We start from the raw sequence: 19383 nt of genomic DNA, 5'->3' as shown, positions 1-19383 counted from the left end.
TGCTGGCCGCTATTCTAGCGGCTGTCGGCGACGCTGTCCGCCCCGGCGGGCCAACCCGCGCTGTCTGACAGCCTTCGCTCGGGATCTCTCCATGAACGACCAGAACGCTCACCTCGCCCCCGATGTGGCCGCCCTGCTCGAACGCCGCCAGGAGGTCTGGCTGGCGCTGGCGCCTCTCTGGGAGGAGCGTGACCCCCGCGAGGCGGAGTATCAGCACATGGCCGAAGTGGTCGAGGCACACGGCCTGAGCTTCCGGGAACTCGAAACGCTGTATCGACTCGAAATGGCCCCGGTGCTGGTGCGTGAGCAGGTCAGCATGGCCCCGAGCTACAAGGAGCGCGACGAGAACCGTCTGCTGTCGCGCCTGCTGCAGCATACGCATCAGCTCACTCGCGGGAAGCGCCTCTTCTGGCTGCTGTTCTCCGGCCTGGCGACCATGCCCAGCCGTCACCGTTACGGCAACCTGCTCGAAGTGCTCCATCTGCGCGGCAACACGCCCCCCTCGCCTCAGGGGCGCTTGCGCAGGGGAGCTTTCAGGACACCGTCCTTGTAGCGTCGTTGCCAGTCCGTGAGACTCGACAGCCCTCGGCTGTCGCTGATGCGCTCTCCCCCCTCCAGCCGCTTGCTCATCCACAACGCGTTGCCATTGAAGCTGTAGATCGGCAGGAGATCGGTGCGCTCACTGGCCGGCAGGATGGAGCTGTTGAGGTTGTCCAGCACATCAGGCATCGACATGCCCGCGCCCTGATAGGTGACGACCATGTGGAACTGATTGAGCCTCAATGCCTTGACGTAGTGCAGGCGCAAGGAACTCTCCGGCACGCCCAGCTGACGCAATGTCAGATACTTGGCCATGGCAAAATCATCGCAGTCCCCTGCGCCGGCCCCCAGGAACTCAAGCGGGGTCGCCCAGTAATCCTCCTTCCCCCAGACGCGCATGTCATCGGTGAAATGCATCCGGTTGAAGAAATCATTGACCTCACTGAGCTGACGCCTGGCCGGCTGCCCGTCGAGATCCACGAGCAGCTGCTCCCATTGCTGGACTCTCGCCCACCCCGGTTGACCATAGACCTCGATGAAACGTTGTGCCTGCGTATCGCGGGCCAGTACGGAACCGACCGTGAACAGCATCAATACCCAGGCGATCAGCCAGCTGAAGCAGCGTCTCTGCCACATGGCGACCAGCCCCTGGCTGTCTATCAGGGCTTCCTCGCCATGACATCGACGGCCGGTGCCACATAGCCCTGATAGCCGTCGGCGCCAAGGGACATCACGCGCGCCTGGTCCTGTTCGGATTCGACCCGTGTCACGATCACCAGAGACTCGACCTGATGCGCCGTCATGCACAGGCTTTGCAACAGCTCGGTGTCCACATCGTCACGCTTGAAGAATGCCTGATCGATCTTGACGTAGTCCGGACGCAGCGCCTCCAGATAACTGAGCTCCTTCAGCTCACGTGCAAAGCGGTCAATGCCTCCACGCGCGCCCAGCCGGCGTGCACGCCGGAACAGCAGCTTGACGCGCTCCAGATGGCGAAGCGCGATGCTTTCCGACACTTCTATATCCAGACGCTTGCAGAGACGCGGATGGACTCCCAACCAGCTGATGAGTCCCGAGAAGCTCGCCTCATCATCCAGCGTCTCCTCGGTGAGGTTGAGCGCCAGACGTGGGGCCTCGATGCCATCGACATGGGCAGCCAGCCACTCCAGCGCATGCAGGTCGAAGCGTGCTCCCAGACGGAAATGGCGCACGACCGGCAGGAAATCGCCGGCTCGGTGCAGCTGGTCCCCTTCACGCAGACGCGCGAACAGCTCCCGGTGCAGCTCACTGCCATCATTGAACAGCACGGGCTGCGCCACGAAATCGAGCCCATCAGGGCGCTCCAGCGACTGCTCGATGACGTCTCGCCATTCGCCGCGTGGACGCGCCTGATCCCCTTCCTCGGCAAGCGCGACGCTGCTGCCATGCTCGATGGCCTGCAGCAAGGTCGTGTCCGCCACCGTGAACAACTGGGTGCGGGTCATGCCCGGCTCTCGCCTTGCCGCCCCGATGACACAACCGATCGGGCGGCTGTTCGCCATGGGATTGGCATCCAGCAGTCGATCGATATCTTCGGTGATGCCCTTCAAGAAGGCCTGCAGCGCGGACTCATCGGCTTCTGGCAACAGCAAGCCGAAGTCATGATTGGCCAATCGCCCTGCCACGATGGGCTCCCCGGCCAGCTCACGCTGCTCAAGCCGCTGGGCGATGGCGCGCAGCAGTGCATCGCGTCCCTTGTAGCCCTGCTCCTGATAGACGACTTCAAGCTGCGCGACCCGCAACAGTGCGAAGCTGCCTCCCAGAGGCTCACTCAGCCATTCATCCACTGCACGATTGAGGTAACCACGGTTGCCAAGCCCCGAGACAGCGTCCTGTTCTGCCTGGCGCTGCAGGCGCGCCAACTGCGCCGCCTGAGCCTCGAACTGGGTATGCAGACGCTGCCCGAGTCGATTGACCGCCGACGTGATGCCACGCAGCTCCTTGACACTGGTTTCCTCCAGAGGCGCGTCGAAACGCTGTGTCTCCATCTCGTTGAGACGTGCGGAGAGGCGGTCCAGAGGGCGCAGCAGGCGACGCATGACCAGCGAGGCCACCAGCAGGGTCAACAAGCCCCCCAACAGCAACCAGAGTCCGAGCCGTTTGGCGAGCTTCCAGAGGTCATCGTGCCCCTGGGCCGGCTCTCCCGTCAGCGAGATCGTCCCCAGAGAGGCCCACCCACCCGGCAATTCACGGGTGACCGTTTCTACCGGCATGGGAATCATCTGCTGAAACCACTCGGGTGCCTGGCTTTCTCGTGTGATGTCAAACGCGATGGGGGCCGGGAGCGCGACGCTTTCCAGCTGGATATCCCGGACATATCCACCATCCAGGGTGGCGCGAATCAGGGTTTCCGCGCTGGCAGCATCACCAAGCTCGACATGCGGCACCAGTGCAAGACTCAGGCTCTGGGCGAGATTCGAGAGCTCGACACGCTGTCGTTCGGCCAGTGAATCACGGGTATTGTTGACCTGAATGAAGAAGATACCGAAGGAAAACACCAACAGCACCAACAACATCAAGGTAAACAGGCGGCGCGAAAGACTCATCTGATTTCCTCATCAGCCGTCAGTATGACCACGGCACTGTCGGGTCGGTACGGCAACGTTCATTGAATCCAGCAATGCACCTGTCGCGGACAACAAGCGATAGTTGGCCGTTTCCAGGTCAAAACGTGCACGAATCAGATTCTGCTGCGAAGTGAACAGCTCACTTTCGCTGTCCAGCAGATCCAGCAGCGTCCTGCGGCCGATATCGAACTGCTTGCGATAACTTTCGCGCGTATCCGTCGCGGCACGCACATAGCTTTCCAGATAATCGATCTGACGCTTGAGATTCTCGCGTGCATTCCAGGCCAGTCGGATCTCGTCACGCACATCGCGCATCACGCGATCATTGTCATGCTCGACGGTTTCCAGCGCCGCCTGGCGTCCGCGAATCTCGGCCTGATCCCGCCCACCGCGATACAGGTTGTAGCGCATGACCAGTTCGACGCTCCAGTCATCGGAACTGCTCTCGTCCTGATCATAATCGTCCGTCAGCGTGCGATTGCCTTCGATGCTGAATTCCGGGTAGTTGTCACCCTTCTCAGCGTTCACCTCATGACGAGCCGCATCAATGGACACCCGTGCCGCTGCCAGCAGGGGGTTGCGCTGATTGGCCTGGACATAGGCACTCTCCACATCGGCACTGATCAGATCGGTATCGAGGCTGGGGAGGTTCAGATCCGTGGGCAGCTCACCGACCAGACGCAGATACGCCGAGCGGGAATCCTCGAGGTTGTTCCGGGCGGACAGCACGCTGGCCTCGGCATTGGCCAGGCGGCCATCCACCTGACGCACGTCACTGCGTGCGCCGAGACCGGACTCTGCACGACGCCCGATATCACTGGAAATACGACGGTGCGCATCGAGATTGGCCTGCGCATATTTGAGAATCAGCTCATCACGCATGACATCCAGATAGGCCCCGGCCGTATCCAACGCGACTTCATTGGCTTCGGCGGCCGTCTGCAGGCGCTGATAGTCAGCTTCGGTCTCTGCCTGACGGATGCGCTCGATCGTGGTGTCACCGTCCCAGAGCAGCTGGCGAATGGTGAGATCCAACCGACGATAATCGTGCCAGTCATCCTCGTCATTGACCCCATCATCCTCGGAGTCGAACTTGCCATAGCCCAGTCGTCCGGTCAGATCGACCGTCGGGCGATAGGCCCCACGCTGGACTTCCGCTTCTTCCAGACGCTGGATATGACGGGTCACCTGCAAGCGGGTACGCGGATTTTCCATCACTGCCTTGGAAACGGCTTCTTCCAATGACTGCGCAGAGGCGGAGAGACTGGAACTCATCCCCGCCATCACGCTCAATGCCAAGAGTGTCTTTTTCATTATGGGTTGCCCTTGAATACTTCATGTCCATGATCAACGTTCACGCAAGGCACCTTGCCTGGCGCGCAGAATCGGCTTCATCAGGTACTGCAGGATGGTCTGCTCACCGGTGATGACATCCACGCTGGCCTGCATGCCCGGGATGATCGTGAGCGGGTCTGAGTCACTTCCAAGGTGGTTCTGCTCCGTGAGCACCTTGATTTCATAAAAGCTGTTGCCTTCTTCATCCTGAACGGTGTCGGCACTGATCTGCTCCACCTCGCCTTCGAGCCCCCCATAGATGGTGAAGTCGTAGGCGGACAGCTTGACCACGGCAGGCTGGCCAATACGCAGGAAGCCGATGTCCTTGGGTGCCACCCGGGCCTGGACCAGCAGCTGATCTTCGATGGGAACGATTTCCATCAGATCTTCGCCAGGCTCGATGACCCCGCCTATGGTATTGATATTCAAGGTCTTGATGGCCCCCTGAACGGGAGACGTCACCAAAGTACGGTCAAGACGGTCCTGAAGACTGGTACGCCCCTCACGCAATCGCCCGAGATCCGCCTGAGTCTTGGCCAGCTCATCTGCTGCACGCGAGCGAAATTCCTGGGCAACACCGACACGATTCGAGATGGCCTCATCCAGCTCCGACTGCTTGCCGGGCACTGCCAGTCGCGCCGACTCCAGATCCCCCCGCAGATCATTCACCTCACGCTGGATCTTGAGCAGATCGACTTGCGATACCACGCCTTCACGTACCAGCGGTGCTGTCATGTTGAGCTCACGACGTGACAGCTGGTAGCTGCGCTCCAGGCTATTGATGCGTGACTTCAGCTCTCTCAGCTCCTGCTCCTTCTGCAGAATCTGCTCACGAGAGCCATTCAAGCCACTGTTCAACTGGTTGAGGTGGGTGCGATAGGCGGTCATCGCACGCGCGACAAGTGCAGGACTGCGAGTCTTGAACTCCTCATCGAATGGCAGGGGGACGCGGGTCATGACGACCTGGTCCTTCCAGTCATCGGCAGAGGCGTCCACCGCGATGGAATCCAGCTCGGTGTCGTACAGGATGATGGTGGCCTGCAGGCCATCCAGGGTCGAGACACGCTCGCGCAGGTCGGAACCGGCGCTGGTGTCATCAATGCGCAGCAAGGGCTCTCCGGGCGACACGATCTGCCCTTCCTTGATGTAGATCTCGCGCACGATCCCCCCTTCCAGATTCTGCACGACCTGGAGGTGGGTGGAGGGCACCACCTTGCCGGAACCTCGCGTCACGACCTCCAGGCTCGCCTGGCTGGCCCAGATGACGAACACCACGATGAAGGCCAGCACCATCCAGATCAGGATGCGTGACTTCCAGGGGGTCGCCAGCAGAACGGCTGAGCTTACGTCATCCAGGTGGTGAAGATCGCGCTGTTCAATCGGTGCCTTAGCCACGTTGAGCCTCCTGCTTGCGCCCGGACACACGCCTTTCATTCAAGGCATTCAATACCTTGTCCTTGGGACCGTCAGCGACGATACGCCCACCTTCCATCACGATGACGCGGTCTACCACTTCCAGCATGCTGCTCTTGTGCGTCACCAGCACCATGGTCTGGGTACGCGGCAATGACTTGAGCATACGCCTCAGACGCAGCTCGGCACGATTGTCCATGTGCGAACCGGGCTCATCGAGCAACAGCAGCGGCGGTCGCATCAGAAGCGCCCGAGCCATCAGGACCGTCTGACGTTGGCCACTGGACAGCATCCGTCCCCCTTCCCCGACCTGGCGATCAAGTCCCTCCGGGTGATGGCGAGTGAACTCGGTCACGCCGGCAGCATCGGCCGCAAGCTCAATCTGGGTATCACTGGCATGCGGCTGCCCCAGGGTGATGTTGTCGCGGATAGAGCCGAAGAACAGCGCACTGTCCTGACCGGCATGCCCGATATGACGCCGGACATCGGCGGGATGGATCTGGTTGAGGTCAAGACCATCGACTCGCACGCTGCCGGCGGTAGCGCGATAGAGTCCGCAGATCAGGCGCTGCAGGGTGCTCTTGCCGGCACCGATACGGCCGATGATGGCCACTCGCTCGCCTGGCTCGATGGTCAACGAGATATCGGTCACCGCCGGCGGCGTGTTGGGCGCATAGGCGAAGCCGACACGATCGAACTCGATCCGCATCTGCAGTGTCTCGCGATGCACGTAACGACGATCTTCTGCCTCTTCAGGCAACGCCATGATCTGCTCAAGCGCACTCATGGCACTGCGCGTCTGCCCGATACGGGTAATCAGCAGCGCCAGTTGCCCCAAGGGCTGAAGCGCACGCCCGGAAAGCATGACCGCGGCAATCAACCCACCCACCGAGAGTCGTGCATCCGCGATCAGATAGACCCCGAACACGACCAGTGCCACCGTGGTGGCCTGCGTCAATGACATGCTCAGCGAGCTGACGGATGTCGTCAGATTGCGGCTCTTCACCCCCCAATGAGCGATCTGACCCACCGCACGCTCATAGCGGCGCTGGGTCTCTCCCTGAGCATTGGCCAGCTTGAGGCTCTCGAGCCCCGAGACCGCTTCCACGAGACGCGCATTGCGCTCGGTCGCCAGCCGCGAGCCCTTCTCGATGCTGTTGCGAAGCGGTCTCTGTATCGCCAGGCTGTAGATCAGCAGGATGACGAGAGCTATCAGGGGGACAAGTACCAGGGGCCCGGCGACGATCCAGATGATGGCGAGAAACAGCAGCGCAAACGGCAGGTCGACGAGTGTGGTCAACGTCGCTGACGTGAAGAACTCGCGAATGGAATCGAATTCCTGGAGATGCTTCACATAGCCGCCCACGGAGCCGGGGCGCGACTCCATGCGCAGATTCATGGTCTTGGCAAACAGCTTGGAAGTCAGCAGCACCTCGGACTTCTTGCCGGCGGTATCCATGAAATAGGCACGCGTCTGCCGCATCACGAAATCGAATACCATGATGATCGCCATGCCCGTCGCCATGACCCACAAGGTGTTGAACGCCAGATTGGGCACCACCTTGTCATAGGCATTCATCACGAACAGTGGCGATGCCACGGCAAACAGATTGATCAGGACAGAGGCCAGAATCACGTCACGATAGATAGGCGTCGAGAGCTTCAGCGTCGACCAGAACCAGTGGCCATCGCTCTGTTCCAGCGTTTCCGGGGCGCGCTCATCGAAACGGTGTTCCTGCTTCAGGTAGACCACTCGTCCATCATGGCGTGCCGTCAGCGTTTCCAGTTCGATCCATGCATCGCCTTCCGCTTCCGGTTGATGGATTCGCGCCTTTTCTGTCTTGGCATCCACTTCCAGCAGCACGACAGCGCGCCCTTCATTCAACATCAGAATGCAGGGCATCAACAGATCGCTGATCGCGGTGATCTGTTGATTGACCAGTTTGGCGCTCAGATTGGCACGCGCGGCTGCACGGCTGACAAGCGCCAGAGGCAAACGCCCGTCCTCCATCGGCAGTCCGTCTGTCAGCACGGCGGCTGACCGGGGATTGCCGTGGTAACGCGCCATGAACACCAGCGCATTCAGCAGAGGGTCGCCCTCTCTTTCGCCGACCGGCTCTGGTCTCAATGGCGTGGGTTGATCGCTCAACCTGTCCTCCTTAGTGGGGCACTTCGCAGACATTCATTCGGTGAAGTCTAATGCAATAAAAGGCGTTGGTATTTGTCTTGAGACTGTTGCTGTCCAGCAGCGACTGGATGATCTGGGCATCGGAATCACCGCCCGATGTCAGATCCACATCCTGCAGAGTGATCTCCTGGGTGACATTGCTGCCCCCAGAGCCGTCCACACTGATCTCGATGGTGGTACCGCCGTCCCCATCTGACTCGAAGTGCAGGAAGCTCGAGAGCGCATCGGCGTCCCCATTGGACTGAAGGAGATCCGACAGATCGATGACGTCGCCATCCGCCACACTGAAGTCGGTGATGGTATCCGTCGCCATGCCGCCTTCGCTGTTGACGTCATCACCACTCATCCACTGGAAGGTGTCTGCCCCATCGCCACCGGTGAGGATGTCGTTGCCGGAGCCACCCACCAGAAGATCATCGCCCTCGCCACCGGACAGGATATCGTTGCCGGTACCACCTCTCAGCGTATCGTTGCCGCTACCGCCTTCCAGACGATCGCTGCCCGCACCGCCACTCAAGATGTCATTGCCGCCCTGGCCAATCAGATAATCGGCATAGAACGGGCCATCGCCATCGCCTGTCAGGGTGTCGTTGCCAGAGGTCCCGATCAGGACCGACAGCTTGTCGACGTCGATACTGACACTTGAAGTGTTGGTATCCCCGTCGTTGTCGACCGTGACGTAATCGAAGCTGTCCGTGGAACGCGCACTGACATTGTCCGGCGGCGTATAGGAGAAGTCACCGGTCCCCAGATTGAACAGCATGCTGCCACCCAGATCCGTCGAGATGGTCAACTCCAGGCTGCCTGCATCGTAGCTGCTGTTGTCGGTACCAGTGGCAGAAACAGCATTGGTATCCGGATCATAACTGTAGGTAGTGCCATCCACAGTGACCGACTGCAGATAACCACCATCCGCTCCCAACAAACTGCCATCTACGGAACTGCCTGATACCAGCTGACCACTGACGGGTGATTGGACCGTGGCAGCAAGCGTATCGTCGAGATCCTCGAAGCTGGTCACGACTGTACTATCGATATCTTCGTCCGCTGAACCATCGTAGGCAATTGGATTGAGGTTGTCTTCATCGACACTGCCTCCCAGTCCTATCGCGTATGACTTGATGCCATTCTCAACCAGAAAATCTGTCCAGATATTCTCTTCACTCTCCGAGATACCTGCATCATCACCATCACCAAAGTTAGGTTCACCATCGGAGAAGAAATAGGAAATGCTTTGCGCATCCTCCAATGCTCCATCTTCAGAATAATTCTCGATAGCAGCTGCAAGAGCGGAATCATAATTGGTATAACCACCGGCCTGCAGGTTATCCAGAATGCTCTCAGCCTCTCCTACGGTCACCCAAGCATTCTGAGCCGTACCGATGGATGAGAATGTCACCAGATTGATACGTACGTCACCAAAGTCATCGTAGGCCTCAATCAGAGACTTGATGGAATCAATAGCGCTCTGCAGGCGAGTTTCACCATCGATTCCATCAGTTGCATTCATGGAACCTGACACATCAAGAATGATAGTGAGATTGGTATCCACCAACGTCGAGGAGAAGCTCTGTGCTTCTTGCTGCTCGGGGGCATCATCCTCGATGCCGATGGTCAGCGTGCCGGTGGAGCTTGCGCCTTCGCTATCCGTTGCGAGTACACCGAAGTCCAGAGACAGGACATCTTCCCCGTCACCCGAGTGATCAACCGCCTGACTCAGAGTGAAGGTATAGGTGCCGCTGTCATCGATGGTGACCGTCGCGACTTCATTGCCCTCGGCATCGGTTGCCACCATTGATTGGGTGCCGCTGCCGGACCAGGTCACCGCACTGCCACCGGAGGTGATGGCCGTGGCAGGCGCCGTCAGCACCAGCGAGACACTGTCACTGTCGACATCCGTGACCGAAACCGTACCGGTGACGATGGTGGCATCGGTAGTATCCGTGAAGCCATCAGCCGCATCACTGTCGGCGATACCGCCTTCGAGCCCTTCTTCGCTGACGCGGCCTTCAGTCGCAGTCACCACCGGAGCGTCATTCGTCCCCTGAATGGTAATGGTGACATCCTGGGTAGCTGTCGCTCCCGCCGTATCCGTGACAGTGACGGTGTAGGTCAGGACCAGTGACTCGCCTGCAGACAGGTAGTCGAAGCTTTCCCCGGCAGCACTGCTGTCGAAGGTCCAGTTGAGCGTCCCTTCAGTGTTCTCGTCATCGATGATGGCGCCGGTGTCCACCCCCAGCAGCGCAAGCAGATCATCGTTGTCCAGCGCGCCAGTATCACCATTGCTGGAGACACTGGTCACGCTTGGCGTCACGCTATTGCTGAGATCCACATCCGTCACCGACAGCGTACCGCTGGTGCTCAGGGCGGAGTCCGTTTCCGTCAGACTGGCGGAGGCGCTATCACCACTGTTGACGCTGATCGCCGGGCCGTCGTTGCGACCATTGATGGTGATCGTCAGAGTGGTGCTGGAGGTATCACCGTCAGCATCCCTGATCACGTAGGTATAGACATCCGTGACCGACTCACCCGCCGCGAGGAACTGCAGATCTTCGCGTGCTGACTGGTAGCTGTAGGAGCCATCCGCTTCAAGCGTCAGCTCGCCATGAGCACCAGTGATCACAGCCGCCGCGCCATCGCTCACTGTCATCGCCACCGGAATGATCAGCCGCAGTGCCATCTTCCACATAGCTGTAGGAGACCACCCCGGTGTCGGCATCATAGCCTGTGACGGTCAGCGTCCCTTCGCCATCTGGATTGGAGATCACTACCGGTGAGGTGTTGGCATCCGTGATATCCACACCAGCGATCGTCACTGCCGCAATACCTGCCGCAGCTTTCACGGTAAAGGTATCGGTGACCGTACTTCCTGTCGCTTCGGTGACGGACTGATCTTCCAGTGAATTGATGACCGGCAGTGCATCATCAGTACCGGTGATCACGATATCCACTGTCGTGGTGGAACCATCGCTGAGCGTGACGGTGTACTGCTCGACAATCTCGTCTTCAGACGTCAGCCCCTGAACAGCAGCTGTGTCGTTGTCGAGCGTATAGGTCCAGCTACCGTCAGCATTGACAGTGAAGCTGCCGTAGTCACTGCTGTCATCGGTCGCGGCCACGAATGTCGGCGCAACACTATCGACATCGGTCGCGGTCAGCGTACCCGACGCTTGTGTCACACCATCTTCGGCAACAGCGCCATCATCGGCACTGATGACAACCGGGTCATCGACCGCCGTGACATCCTGGAAGCTGAGAATGGCTTCATCGAACTCGGTGCCATCCGTGATCACATAGGTGGTATCAGGCACCGGACCGTTGTAGTTCTCGCCGGGCGTGAAGGTGAAGGTACCATCGGCATTGATAAGTAGCGTGCCGACTTCGCCAAGATCCGCCGTCTCGCCCGGGTCGTAGGTATCGCCGTCAACAGTGAAGCTGAAGACGCTCAACTCATCACCATCGGCATCAACATCGTTGCTCAGGACGTTGCCGCTGACCGGAGTATCTTCCTCGACCAGAATCGGGCCATCGTCATAGGCCACCGGCTTGTCGTTCAAGCCCTGGACATTGATGGTGATGACAGCGGTATCCGAATCCCCATCCGCATCAAGAATGGTGTACTCGAACTCCTCCTTGACCAGATCACCCGCTCCCAATGCCTGGGCACGTACATCGTCCAGGTCATAACTGAAGCTGCCATCGGTATTGAGGGTCAGGCTGCCATAGCTGCCATCGACGGTAACACTACCCCCGTTGTCTGCCAGCAAGATGCCGTCCAGTTTCGTGATGGTCACGGCGTCGGCACCAAGCTCATCCTGACCACGACCCAAAACACTCGTGATGACATTGGTACTGATCACCGGCTCACCATCAGGGGAAGTATCGTCCTCACGAATGGTGTAGGTGTCATCATTGGCGACAGGCGCGGTATCCAGAACCGTGACGTCGAGGCTGTCGGTGGCTGTTGCACCGGTAACATCCGTCACCACCACGGTGAAGCTATCGACAACGCTGTCATCGTCGTCAGACCCCGTGATGTTGATGGTCAGCGTGGTGGTAGACGTATCACCATCACTGTCCTCCAGGACATAAGTGAAGACATCTTCCGCCTGCACACCATCAGCCAGCGACTGCGTCTTGGTGGTATCCAATACGTAGGTATAGCTGCCGTCACTATTGAGTGTCAGCGTGCCATAGTCGCCGGTGACGGTCGCACTGCCGCCGTCGGCAATCCCTTTATCGTCCAGTTTGCAGACCATGAACGGCGTATCGGCGCCCAGCGTATCGGCGGTGTCATTGATACCGTCAATCACGTTGCCAGTCAGTTCATCCGTCGCATCTTCCTCGATGGTGCGTTCATCAGGGTTGGCAACCGGCGCGGTATCCAGAATCTTGACGTCAAGGCTGTCGCTCGTGCTCTGTCCTGCCAAGTCAGTGACGACCACGGCGAAGTTGTCGAACACGCTATTGTCACCAGCCGTGTGATCCGCAGCCGTACCATCCTCCACATAGGTGTAGGACACGGTGCCTGAATCGTAGCCGGTAATGGTCAGCATCCCTTCGTCATCAGTCGCGCCCGGAATCACGATGGGGTTATCCACTGACGCCGAAGTGATATCCGTGCCATTGATGGTGACGCTGGCGATGCCGGCATCTGCCTCGACCTGGAAGGTGTCAGTGACAGTGGCACCCGTGGCCTCGGTCACTTCCTTGTCTGCCAGCGTGATGGTCGGCGCGGCATCGGTCGCGCCGGTGATGGTGATGTCGACCGTGGTGGTCGTCCCATCGCGGTGATGACGATGTTGACCGTGGTAGTCGTCCCATCGGTCAGCTCGACCACAAATGACTGGCTGACAGTATCGCCTGCATCCAGCCCCTGGACGGCAGCGGCTTCGTTATCGAGCGTGTAGGTCCACTCACCTGACTCATTGATGCTGAAAGTGCCGTAATCATCGCTTTGGGAGCCAGCGACCACATCGGTGCTTTCAACATCGACAAGCGTGCCGGAAGCTTCGGTAACGCCATCCTCTGTTACCGCGCCAGAATCACTGCCAACCAGTGTGCCCACGTCATTGCTGGTCGCGGTGTTGCCGGCCGGGTCGGTGACAGTGGCTTCGACGCTGTACTCGCCTTCGCTCAGCGGCGTCTCGGCATCGACGCTGTAGGTGCCATTCTCGACGGTGGCGGTGACGGTCTGCTCGTTGCCGTCACTGTCGGTGATGACCAGGGTCACGGTGCTGCCATCTTCGGCATCGGTGGTGCCGACGATGGTCGGCGTGGTGTCGGAGGTCAGCGCCGGCGCATCGACGGTCAGAGCCGGAGCGCTGACAGATCGATCTCGCCCACGTCATTGCTGGTCGCGGTGTTGCCGGCCGGGTCGGTGACGGTGGCTTCGACGCGGTGACGGTGGCTTCGACGCTATATTCGCCTTCGCTCAGCGGCGTCTCGGCATCGACGCTGTAGGTGCCGTTCTCGACGGTGGCGGTGACGGTCTGCTCGTTGCCTTCACTGTCGGTGATGAGCAGCGTGACGGTGCTGCCGTCCTCGGCGTCGGTGGTACCGACGATGGTCGGCGTGGTGTCGGAGGATTCGCCTTCGCTCAGCGGCGTCTCGGCATCGACGCTGTAGGTGCCGTTCTCGACGGTGGCGGTGACGGTCTGCTCGTTACCATCGCTGTCGGTGATGACCAGCGTGACAGTGCTGCCGTCTTCGGCATCGGTGGTGCCGACGATGGTCGGCGTGGTGTCGGAGGTCAGCGCCGGCGCATCGACGGGCTGGTCGCGGTGTTGCCGGCCGGGTCGGTGACGGTGGCTTCGACGCTATATTCGCCTTCGCTCAGCGGCGTCTCGGCATCGACGCTGTAGGTGCCGTTCTCGACGGTGGCGGTGACGGTCTGCTCGTTACCATCGCTGTCGGTGATGACCAGCGTGACAGTGCTGCCGTCTTCGGCATCGGTGGTGCCGACGATGGTCGGCGTGGTGTCGGAGGTCAGCGCCGGCGCATCGACGGTCAGTGCCGGCGCGCGCTGACAGATCGATCTCGCCCACGTCATTGCTGGTCGCGGTGTTGCCGGCCGGGTCGGTGACGGTGGCTTCGACGCTGTACTCGCCTTCGCTCAGCGGCGTCTCGGCGTCAACCGTATAGGTGCCGTTTTCGACGGTCGCGGTGACGGTCTGCTCGTTGCCGTTACTGTCGGTGATGACCAGCGTGACGGTGCTGCCGTCTTCGGCATCGGTGGTGCCGACGATGGTCGGCGTGGTGTCGGAGGTCAGCGCCGGCGCATCGACGGTCAGAGCCAGGTCGCGGCTTGCGTCGATCTCACCCACGTCATTGCTGGTCGCGGTGTTGCCGGCCGGGTCGGTGACAGTGGCCTCGACGCTGTACTCGCCTTCGCTCAGCGGCGTCTCGGCATCGACGCTGTAGGTGCCATTCTCGACGGTGGCGGTGACGGTCTGCTCGTTGCCGTCACTGTCGGTGATGATCAGCGTGACGGTGCTGCCGTCTTCGGCATCGGTGGTGCCGACGATGGTCGGCGTGGTGTCGGAGGTCAGCGCCGGCGCATCGACGGTCAGAGCCAGGTCGCGGCTTGCAGATCGATCTCACCCACGTCATTGCTGGTCGCGGTGTTGCCGGCCGGGTCGGTGACAGTGGCCTCGACGCTGTACTCGCCTTCGCTCAGCGGCGTCTCGGCATCGACGCTGTAGGTGCCATTCTCGACGGTGGCGGTGACGGTCTGCTCGTTGCCGTCACTGTCGGTGATGATCAGCGTGACGGTGCTGCCGTCTTCGGCATCGGTGGTGCCGACGATGGTCGGCGTGGTGTCGGAGGTCAGCGCCGGCGCATCGACGGTCAAGGCCAGGTCGCGTTTCCGTCGACGTCGACTCAGGATCCAACCCGAGGCCATCTTCGTCTTCTTCGGTATAGGTGGGATCGGTGAACCCACCTTCATATTCGTAGGAAGTGCGCTCGACACGGCCATCCCGACCGACGCCAGAGGCATCCAGGAAGCCACTGCGACTGCTGCCCGGAGACCCTGCATTTTCCCCCGCTGCCGGTGCCTCCTGAATGGCCGTCGGGTCTTCGCCTCGGGCAATCGCTTCGCGCAATGCTTCTACCGTCGGGTCGACAGGTGCGTCATCGCGAGACTCTGCGAGCAGTACCTCGATACCGATCGGGGCCCCTTGCGGCACCACCAACCGAGAACCGTCTTCCAGCACGATGATCGCTCCCTGCGGCGCGATCAGGGTGGCAGTAGGTTCAAGCGTCATTCCATTGACGACACGCTGCGACTCGTTAGTGGCGGAAACAACAAGTACTGTGCCTTCTGTGCGAATGACCTGAACCATGGGGACTTACTCCTGCTGGGGAAAGGTGCTGCATCATGCTGCGAAGGGCTTACGGCATAACGCTGACCACTGGCGACGCATGCTACGAGAAGACGAGCCGCCGGCATGAGAAGCGCCCTCTTGCGCGTCATCATTGTAAATCCATTGTTCAACGACTTCCGACAGCTGTAACAATTCTTTAACATTTTCCGGCTGCAGCCGTGCGACACGCCGCAGGTGACTGCCGGGCGCCTCACCCGGGCCAGGGCCAAGCCCGGAGCGCTCCAGACGCTTCGCCAGCCGACGGTAGGCTCTGACACCGGCATGTGTCGTTACCTCACGACCAGACCAGAGCACCAGCACCGCCCCTACCAGTACCACACAGGCCAGCAATCCGAGTACCCCCCAGACCAGCCACTCCCAGCGAAACTCGCCGAACATCCGCTGCCACAGACTACGCTGCTGTTCCAGGCGGAACCCCACGACACTTCGCTGCCAGCGGTACTCGAAACGCTCCCACTGACGCCTCAGATCACGAAGCATGGAATTATTCAGCGTGAAGGCGCGCAGACCGGCATCTGCCATGAAACCCGGCTGACCTTGCAGACTGAGCGCCCCCTGGGCAATACGCTCGGGAGCCACCGCCGCCGTCGGGTCGAACCGGTGCCAGCGCCCCCCATGGAACACCTCGACCCAGGCATGGGCATCGTACTGCCGAATGCTCAACTCACGCTCACCGCTCGCGGCGCCACCCTGCGCCTCTCCACCGAGATAGCCCGCCACCATGCGCGCCGGGATTCCTGCTGCCCGCGCCAGAAAGACGGTAGTCGATGCGTAATGCGTGCAATACCCCTGCAGGCTATCAAACAGGAAATCGTCCACACGATTCATGCCCTCAAGACGCGGGGGCGTGAGGGTGTAGTGGTAAGGCTGACGATGGAAATGCTGGAACAGGAGGCGAAGGAAGCCTTGGGGGTCTCCACCCGCCTGATGCATCAGATCACGAGCGAATGCGCGAGCACGGAGGTTGCCATCCTCAGGCAACAGCAGATCCAGACGCTGCATCCATTGTGGTGCCGCCAAGGGAGGCTGACCGGAGGAACTCAATTTCAGCAATGCACGGGTGTTGAGTGACGACATCCCTTCCAGAGTGCCGTCCACCAGATAACGCGCCTCCTGATCACTCGACAACGGAGCGCCGAGGCTTGGCCGCCAAGGGCGCGGGTCCGGCTCCAGCAACAGCTCATAACGGTGCCGGGGGCTGCCGCCGTCCACGCCCCTGCCACGCACGGCATAGCGCGACGCCGGCCCACCCAACGCACTCTGCAGCCTATCAGGGGAGGCACGTGACCAGCGCACGCCATCAAACAGACTCAAGGTATAGACACGCCAGTAGCGCTCTGAAGCTGCCGGCAAGGCACCGTCGAAACGGGCTCGGAAAGCCAGCTCGTCACTGCGCCCCAGCGCTGCGATATCACCGGGCGATACGCTATCCGTCAGACCGGTCGTGGCCTCTTCCAGCTGAGGAACGTTCCAGAGTGGCGGCAGACGGGGAAACAGCACGAACAATCCCAGCATCAGCGGCAATGACAAGCCCATCAACCAGCAAGTCTCACGCAGTGCCTCACCACTGCGGCGCGCTCCGGCGATCAGGACCAGACCACCGATCAGCCAGCCAGCGGCCAGAATCGCCGCAGCTGCCATCACCGGCCCCTGATCATGCAGGAAGGCGGAGGCCAGCACGACAAACCCCAGCCCACAGACCACGCGACCATCACGCAGGCTGTCAGTTTCCAGCAGCTTGAGCAGATAGATTCCCACCAGCAGGCCGATCATCGCCTCCAGGCGCAACATCTGCCCGTATTCCAGAAACAGCCCTGCTGCCACCAGACATACCGCCGCCAGCCGCAGCAGAATGCCGGCACGCGGCACGCGGGCGCGCAATTGCTGAAACCGCCATAGCGCCGCCAGCAGCGCAGGGAGTGCAAGCCAGATCGGCATCCACAACAGATGCAGCGCCAGCACGAGACACTGGCCAATGAACAGGTGGCGCAGTTCAAGCCAGCCAAGCGCCTGATCAGGCGTCAGAGGTTTGCGTTGCCACCAGCGGCGCTCTCCTCCAAACAAGGCCAGCGCTTCCAGTACGCGTCGCCGATGCGCCCCACCACTGGCGATGGCCAGCGTCTGGCCCGGCAGGCGCAGCCCATAGGTCGCCTGTGACTTCTCCGCCGCCAGCACGCGTGCCGTCAATTCGCCGAGACGCTGTTCCATGTCGCCATGGCACGCCTCGTAGTCCAGCCACAAGGAGGGGCGTGCCGGCGTCTCGAAACGCTTGGTGACCAGCTCACCGCTGCGCCCCCAGTGCTTCCAGGCCACATGCGCCGGTGGATCACCGGCCACATAGCGACGCAGGCCGGCGAAGTCGCCCTGCTCGACCTGTTCCAGCGTATTGCGACTGCCCTGCGGTGCGGCCGGCATCTGCGGACAGGGGTGGATCATCACCGGCATCTCGATCGCGACCCAGGACCACAGACGCACCAGCCCCAGCGGCCAGCGAGACTCCAGCGTCAATGGCGGCAAGGTGAACTGCCCACGAAGAGCGACCGGCAGCCCCATAGGCGCACTGCCCTCTCCGGCATGAATCTCGAGACGCTGACGACTATTCCCGAGACGCACATCGATGGCGCGCGCCCGCGCCCGCCCGCTCAGCCGGACCAGCAGGCGCAACTCACCGCCTGCGTAGGCCTCGCCATCCGCGATCAACTGGACGCGCACACCGGCAAGATTGCGCCAGCTTCGAAAGATGCTGATCACCGCCAGCGAGAACAACCAGAATGCGAGCGCATGCGCGAGGGAATTCTCGTAGTTGATCCCCAGCAGCAGCAGCATGCACACCAGCACCGCCCAGAACAGGCCGAAGGGCGTGGGCAGGATCATCAGACGGGCATGATGGAGCGCCTCACCGCCGGCGATGGACATCCTGCGCAACATGCGCGCCTTGAGTCGGCCCCATGGTCCGACACTGGCCGCTCGTGTCATGCAGGCACCACCGCCACCTGCCCCAGCAGATGGCGAGCCACGGCATCTCCCTCCGCGACACTGCCCTCGCTCAGTCGATGGCCGACCACCGGCGCCCAGACGGCCTGGACATCCTCCGGCAGCACGTAGTCACGCCCCGCGAGCAACGCCCAGCCACGCGAGGCGTTGGCCAATGCCAGCACGCCTCGCGTCGACAGGCCGTAAGGCACTTCCGGCGACGACCGTGTGGCAGCGACCAGTGCCTGCAGGTAATCCAGCAGCGGTTCAGAGAGGCGCACGCGCGTCACGGATGCCTGCCACTCACGCAGTACCTCGAGCGGCAACAGGGGACGCAGCGCCTCGATGTGCTGGCGACCGGCATTGCCTCTCAGTATCTCTCGCTCAGCCGCAGGCTCTGGATATCCCAACGAAAGACGCATCAGAAAGCGATCCAGCTGGGACTCAGGCAACGGGAAGGTACCGGATTGCTGAAGCGGGTTCTGAGTGGCGATGACGAAGAAAGGCTCCGGCAGACGACGCGTCTCGCCCTCCACGGTCACCTGTCGCTCTTCCATGGCCTCCAGCAGCGCACTCTGGGTCTTGGGCGTGGCACGATTGATCTCATCCGCCAGCACCAGCGAGTGAAAGACGGGGCCCGGATGGAAATGGAAGGCGCTCTCACGAGGGTCGAAGACCGACACGCCGAGAATGTCGGCGGGCAGCAGATCACTGGTGAACTGGACGCGCTGCATGTCGGTGCCGATCAGACGCGCCAGCCCCTGGGCCAGCGTCGTCTTGCCAAGCCCGGGCAGATCCTCGATCAGCACGTGGCCCTGACACAGCAGGCAGCACAGAGCGAGCCGGATCTGATGCGGCTTGCCCGCCAGCACGCTCGACAGTGCAACCTCCACCTCTTCCAGCTGTTGGGGCGATACCTTGGCATTCATGCGCAGACTCC

At 61.1% G+C, this 19383-nt stretch carries 15 protein-coding genes; 3 read left to right on the top strand and 12 right to left on the bottom strand.

The window, feature by feature from the left end:
- The first annotated feature begins 91 nt into the window (after window positions 1-91).
- Window positions 92-553 carry a hypothetical protein gene (locus CU110_RS02820; protein WP_127734482.1) on the top strand — a complete coding sequence of 154 codons (462 nt, stop codon included), beginning with the start codon at window positions 92-94 and terminating at the stop codon, window positions 551-553.
- Here the strand turns inward: CU110_RS02820 and CU110_RS02815 are convergent.
- From CU110_RS02815 to CU110_RS15925, 8 genes are read right to left on the bottom strand one after another with little or no spacing between them, the layout of a single operon-like run.
- Complete coding sequence (locus tag CU110_RS02815) at window positions 508-1176, bottom strand: transglutaminase-like cysteine peptidase (RefSeq protein ID WP_077378262.1); 669 nt, start codon at window positions 1174-1176, stop codon at window positions 508-510. The genes CU110_RS02820 and CU110_RS02815 overlap by 46 nt on opposite strands.
- A 23-nt stretch (window positions 1177-1199) precedes the next feature.
- Window positions 1200-3125: an EAL domain-containing protein gene (locus CU110_RS02810; RefSeq protein ID WP_084207913.1), complete on the bottom strand. Its 1926-nt coding sequence runs from the start codon at window positions 3123-3125 to the stop codon at window positions 1200-1202.
- 12 nt (window positions 3126-3137) lie between these two features.
- Complete coding sequence (locus CU110_RS02805; RefSeq protein WP_127734480.1) at window positions 3138-4460, bottom strand: TolC family outer membrane protein; 1323 nt, start codon at window positions 4458-4460, stop codon at window positions 3138-3140.
- Window positions 4461-4493: 33 nt separating this feature from the next.
- Window positions 4494-5876 carry an HlyD family type I secretion periplasmic adaptor subunit gene (locus tag CU110_RS02800; RefSeq protein ID WP_084207911.1) on the bottom strand — a complete coding sequence of 461 codons (1383 nt, stop codon included), beginning with the start codon at window positions 5874-5876 and terminating at the stop codon, window positions 4494-4496.
- Window positions 5869-8043 carry a type I secretion system permease/ATPase gene (locus CU110_RS02795; protein ID WP_240499650.1) on the bottom strand — a complete coding sequence of 725 codons (2175 nt, stop codon included), beginning with the start codon at window positions 8041-8043 and terminating at the stop codon, window positions 5869-5871. The genes CU110_RS02800 and CU110_RS02795 overlap by 8 nt, the downstream gene beginning before the upstream one ends.
- 10 nt (window positions 8044-8053) lie before the next feature.
- Complete coding sequence (locus tag CU110_RS02790; RefSeq protein ID WP_164850253.1) at window positions 8054-10762, bottom strand: VCBS domain-containing protein; 2709 nt, start codon at window positions 10760-10762, stop codon at window positions 8054-8056.
- Complete coding sequence (locus tag CU110_RS02785; protein WP_127734475.1) at window positions 10671-12788, bottom strand: VCBS domain-containing protein; 2118 nt, start codon at window positions 12786-12788, stop codon at window positions 10671-10673. Before CU110_RS02785 ends, CU110_RS02790 begins: the two co-directional genes overlap by 92 nt.
- Window positions 12785-13375 (bottom strand): VCBS domain-containing protein, encoded by a 591-nt coding sequence (locus CU110_RS15925; RefSeq protein ID WP_276317904.1) that lies wholly within the window; start codon window positions 13373-13375, stop codon window positions 12785-12787. Before CU110_RS15925 ends, CU110_RS02785 begins: the two co-directional genes overlap by 4 nt.
- Window positions 13376-13545: 170 nt before the next feature.
- On the opposite strand from CU110_RS15925, the gene CU110_RS15920 reads away from it, so the two are divergent.
- The gene (locus CU110_RS15920) at window positions 13546-13710 is read left to right on the top strand and encodes a hypothetical protein (RefSeq protein WP_205694056.1); all 165 of its coding nucleotides are present in this window, start codon (window positions 13546-13548) and stop codon (window positions 13708-13710) included.
- Window positions 13711-13834: 124 nt separating this feature from the next.
- On the opposite strand, the gene CU110_RS15915 is transcribed toward CU110_RS15920, so the two are convergent.
- Window positions 13835-14134, bottom strand: a complete 300-nt coding sequence (locus CU110_RS15915) for an Ig-like domain-containing protein (RefSeq protein WP_205694055.1) — start codon at window positions 14132-14134, stop codon at window positions 13835-13837.
- Window positions 14135-14226: 92 nt separating this feature from the next.
- Here CU110_RS15915 and CU110_RS15910 point away from each other — a divergent pair, with 92 nt between their 5' ends.
- Window positions 14227-14505, top strand: coding sequence for a hypothetical protein (locus CU110_RS15910; RefSeq protein WP_205694119.1), 279 nt, complete (start codon window positions 14227-14229; stop codon window positions 14503-14505).
- Window positions 14506-14650: 145 nt separating this feature from the next.
- Here CU110_RS15910 and CU110_RS15900 read toward each other — a convergent pair whose 3' ends face one another.
- The 3 genes from CU110_RS15900 to CU110_RS15895 all read right to left on the bottom strand — a co-directional run bounded on the left by CU110_RS15900 (window position 14651) and on the right by CU110_RS15895 (window position 19372).
- Window positions 14651-14935, bottom strand: coding sequence for an Ig-like domain-containing protein (locus tag CU110_RS15900; protein ID WP_205694054.1), 285 nt, complete (start codon window positions 14933-14935; stop codon window positions 14651-14653).
- A gap of 526 nt (window positions 14936-15461) precedes the next feature.
- Window positions 15462-18446, bottom strand: coding sequence for a transglutaminaseTgpA domain-containing protein (locus tag CU110_RS02770; protein WP_127734471.1), 2985 nt, complete (start codon window positions 18444-18446; stop codon window positions 15462-15464).
- Entirely contained in the window at window positions 18443-19372 is a 930-nt protein-coding gene (locus CU110_RS15895; protein ID WP_077380031.1) for a MoxR family ATPase, read from the bottom strand. Before CU110_RS15895 ends, CU110_RS02770 begins: the two co-directional genes overlap by 4 nt.
- Window positions 19373-19383 lie beyond the last annotated feature (11 nt).

Source organism: Cobetia sp. ICG0124, from assembly GCF_004006355.1.
Lineage (GTDB): Bacteria > Pseudomonadota > Gammaproteobacteria > Pseudomonadales > Halomonadaceae > Cobetia > Cobetia marina.
Note: the sequence above shows the minus strand (reverse complement) of the source record. Positions and strands in the feature narration are given on the sequence as shown.